General features: G+C 66.4%; 5 protein-coding genes. 2 read left to right on the top strand and 3 right to left on the bottom strand.

All coding sequences use genetic code 11. The annotated features are described in order from the left end of the window. Window positions 1–469 (bottom strand): VOC family protein (locus tag ABNF93_RS34485; protein ID WP_349332465.1); only part of this gene is annotated, 469 nt, incomplete at its 3' end. A 266-nt stretch (window positions 470–735) separates the two neighbouring features. On the opposite strand from ABNF93_RS34485, the gene ABNF93_RS35220 reads away from it, so the two are divergent. Together ABNF93_RS35220 and ABNF93_RS34480 are read left to right on the top strand one after the other, a co-directional pair. Further along, on the top strand, window positions 736–1224 hold the full coding sequence (locus tag ABNF93_RS35220; RefSeq protein ID WP_502877681.1) for a DUF6578 domain-containing protein: 489 nt from the start codon (window positions 736–738) through the stop codon (window positions 1222–1224). After that, entirely contained in the window at window positions 1205–1852 is a 648-nt protein-coding gene (locus tag ABNF93_RS34480) for a hypothetical protein (RefSeq protein ID WP_349332464.1), read from the top strand. Before ABNF93_RS35220 ends, ABNF93_RS34480 begins: the two co-directional genes overlap by 20 nt. A gap of 345 nt (window positions 1853–2197) precedes the next feature. Here the strand turns inward: ABNF93_RS34480 and ABNF93_RS34475 are convergent, their stop codons facing one another. Continuing rightward, window positions 2198–2377, bottom strand: a complete 180-nt coding sequence (locus tag ABNF93_RS34475) for a hypothetical protein (RefSeq protein WP_349332463.1) — start codon at window positions 2375–2377, stop codon at window positions 2198–2200. A 207-nt stretch (window positions 2378–2584) separates the two neighbouring features. Continuing rightward, window positions 2585–3310 carry a recombinase family protein gene (locus tag ABNF93_RS34470; protein WP_349332462.1) on the bottom strand — a complete coding sequence of 242 codons (726 nt, stop codon included), beginning with the start codon at window positions 3308–3310 and terminating at the stop codon, window positions 2585–2587. Between the last annotated feature and the right edge of the window lie 435 nt (window positions 3311–3745).

Raw genomic sequence — 3745 nt, 5'->3', positions numbered from 1 at the left:
AGCTGTCCCACTCGTGTCTGGTCTGGTGCAGTCCGAGTAGCTCGGCGTAGAACGCGGCCAGGGCGGAGTGGTCCTCGCTATCCAGCACGATTCCGCCGATCGTAGGTGCCGACCAGGTGTCGTGGGCCACGCAGAATGGATGTCCCGCTGGGTCGGACCAGACTTGGCAGTCGGTGCCGTCCTCGTGCCAGGTGGCTCCATGCTCGCGGAGCCATGCCCTTGTGGCGGTGGCATCGGGGACGCCGATATCGAGGTGGACCTGCTTTGGGTATGCCGGGTCGGGCCACTGCGGCGGGTGGTATTCCTCGATGGCTTGGAACGCCAGCCGTGGGTGCTCACCCTCCCGCCCGATCGTCATCAAGTCCGGTGGTCGCCGCAGGATCTGCATGGCGAGCAGCTCGGCGTAGAACGCGGCGAGGACCTCGGGGTCGGGGCAGTCGATCACGATGGTGTCGATTCTTGGCGTCATGGAAGCACAGGATGGCACTTGGCAGGGACACTCCAGTCCGGCTACGAGGCACACATGCTGGTAGTGCGGGTGTGCGTTGCCGCGCGTCAGCGGCGCCTTGATCCCATATGGAGAGGGCAATTCGGCAATCACCGAAGTAGGGAACGTCGCGGTCGGCCGTCCCTATCCGTACGCGGAAGGTTCCCCATACGGACATCGACGAGGCGAGGTCGGCGTCCATTGAGACGAGAGAGACCCGACGCTCCGCGGCAGATGAGTGCGCATCAGTGAGAGACTGCAGCGTGGCCCTCGTCTGGTACTCCGACTGGCAGATGGAGTGCTGCGGCGAGCCGTTTTCAGTCAACGATTCCGTCGAATGGAACCTGGCCGCCGATCCAGATGTGGATTGGCTTGAGGCCGCCATCGGAAGCGACCTTGCCACCCAAGTCACCCATCAAGAGGATCACCACGACCTAGAAGAGGACGCCGTCGTCCGCAAGGGGAAGGTGCGAAGCATCCAGTGCGCCTACAGCCGCTACGCGCCTGCACCGGGCGGTGACAGGCGCACGCTTTACCCCGTCCCGGGCACCGCAGAAGTCAGGTCAGCAGAGCGTGTTGACGGCACCGAGGTGTCCGCGGCGACTTGCACTTCAACGGTTACCTGGTCGAACTCGATCTTGAGCCAATCTGACGGAGGCCCCGAGCGACTCGCGGCAGGAGAGTGCGCTTCATGCGGTCCACCTAGATACTTGCCCGGTGCGAGAATCGTCGGCTGACTGGGTGGCCCTCTCCCCGCGCTTCACGCCGGGCTGGCCCTGGCCCGAAGACTCATATGGCCTGGGACCGATGTATGGCGAGGACGGGTGGTGTCGAGGCTGCGGTACGCCGCTGGTCGAGCAGTCAGGCGCGCTCGTGATCCAGGGGAGCAAGTTCCCGGGCGCCGAGGTATGGATGCCGAACTGGCGCTACGACGTGGTCTGCGTTTCGGCGGGGCTGGCCGCCGATATCGCCGGGCGGTTCGCCGTCGAGCTGGGAGAGGTGCACCAGTCACGCAAGGGTCCCACCGGGGTGAAGCAGGTCCTCCCCGCCCAAACGGTCGAACCCTGGCACCCGCCAGGGGATCTAGCGCGGGCTGTGCGGGCGCGACACGGCGAGTTCGAGGGCGACAGGACGGGGTCGTCCTGCGGACAGTGTGGGCGCTGGAAGTGGCTGCCTGTGAGCGAGAACGAGGCGCCGATTGTCGGCGACGCCTTGGTGTCCACCTCCGACGTCCTTGCGTCACCCGAAGTGTTCGGGGACAGGCTCAAGTCATTTCGTCATCTGCTCTTCCGGCGACATCTCGGCGAGGCCCTCGTGGCCGCCTGCCCACGAAACTGGGAAGTGATCGAGGTGGAGATCGCCTAGCGCGCAGCGGGCGCGCCCGACCTCGATTCGCATGCCCGCTCATCGGCATGTCCGTGCGTTCGTCTCGCTTTCCTTGCGAGCTGTCGGTGTCCGGTCAGGGATCGCTTGGTGAGACGAACGGCGGTGCCTATGGGCGGGGCACGGTTGGTTGCGGGCCGCTCGGGGATTGCTACCGGGTTGCAGGTCGCCGGCGGTTGATCGCTGCTGGTGGGGCCCGGCCGCGGCGGTGACGCAATCTGGAGGGTCCGTGCTTGACGTTGACTGAGCGCGAAGACATCGCGTTGGGCCGAGCAGACAGTGAGTCGATGCGTTCGATCGACCGCAGGCCGGCTGGGTCAATACCGTCTAGGCGCCAAGCGCGCGAAGAGCCTCGTAGACCATCCAAGCTGGCCAGAAGATGCCCTGGATGATCGCCAATGCATACTCCCAGAAGCCGTCGGCCTGCTGCCAGTAGTAGACCCAGGCACCAAAGATGCCCAAGCCGTAGATCGCGCCCCCGCCTGCGGCTCCAGCGTTGTTGCTCATGTCGATCCCGCCCTTCGCTCCGCGCAGGTTCCACTCTGCATCGAAGACGGGGTGAAGACTAGAGGACGTTGCACCCGGCCATGTAGCCGTCCGCAAGAGGAGCCGCTTGAGGACCGGCTTCCTGCGTCGGTGTTTGGTGCGGAAGGGGCCGGCCCCTGTGGTGGTCGGTGTCTGGTTAGCGGCCCGTGTACGCGCGGGTCTTGCTGGTCATGACGGTCCTGTTCTGTTGCTGTCGTCGCGGGCGAGATGCCGTGGTCGGTGCGTGGGATCCGGCTTGGGCTGCGGGGCCGGGCCGGGTGCGCCAGGTGCGCGATGCCGTCCAGCAGCCGCGGTTGGCGGGTTCGGGACGGTCACCGATGCGGTGCGGTGGCGTTGGACGGCCCGGTAGACAGTGGCTCGCGCGACGCCGAACAAGTCGCCGACTTCGGCGATGGTGTACTCGCCGCTGCCGAGCAGTTCGACCAGGTGAGCTTCCTGGCGTGGGTTGAGCTTGGGCTGCTTGCCACGCAGGTGCCCTTTGGCTTTGGCCACGCGCATGCCCTCACGGGTGCGAGCTCGGATCAGGTCAGCCTCGAACTCCGCGACCATGGCCAGCACATTGAACAGCAACCGCCCGACCGGATCGGTCGGGTCGTAGACGCTGCGGCCCAGGCTCAGCTTCACCTGGCGTCGGGTGAGGTCTTCGGCGATGGCGCGAGCATCGGGTAGCGACCGGGCGAGCCGGTCGAGTTTGGTGACGGTCAACGTGTCACCGGCCCGGCAGGCGGCCAGTGCCTCGCGCAGCCCGGGTCGGTCCCGATTCGTGCCTGTCAGTCCATGATCCACATAGATCCTGGTCTGGTCGACTCCGAGTTCGATCAGCGCGTTTCGTTGCGCGGTGAGGTCCTGCTCCTCGGTGGACACCCTGGCGTAGCCGATCAACAGTGCAGCCATGACGCACCCCTCGACGGGTGAGGCCGAGCGACGGTTCTCTACCAAACCGCGGCGTCGGCGACGGCCAATCCGGCCGCCACATCAGCCAACAGCACGCACCCGCGTCCGCACTCACCTTGACCCGACCTGTCCGATCGCGGATCCCTCTGCGGACGGCTTGAGGCTTCGCACCACCGGCGGGCCGATGCGGCCGCACTCCGGACGCTCCTCACCGATGACGGATGCGCTCGGCTCGAACTCAGTTTCTCGCGACCGGGATGAACCCGGTGCCGCGCGCCGTCTGCGGACACCGGGGTTCGTTGGCCAGAGCCGGGCGGAACGGGCCGGGATGGAACGGTGATCGGCCTGCTGGTCGAACGGCTATTGGTGTCGGTGCCTGCGGCGGGGCTGTTCGTGAGGTTTTGGCAGGCGTGGGGCCTGGGTGGTGGGGTAGAT

Origin of the sequence: Actinopolymorpha sp. B9G3, from assembly GCF_040120725.1 — a bacterium.
Classification (GTDB): domain Bacteria; phylum Actinomycetota; class Actinomycetes; order Propionibacteriales; family Actinopolymorphaceae; genus Thermasporomyces.
This window is presented reverse-complemented; position numbering and strand designations above follow the sequence as displayed.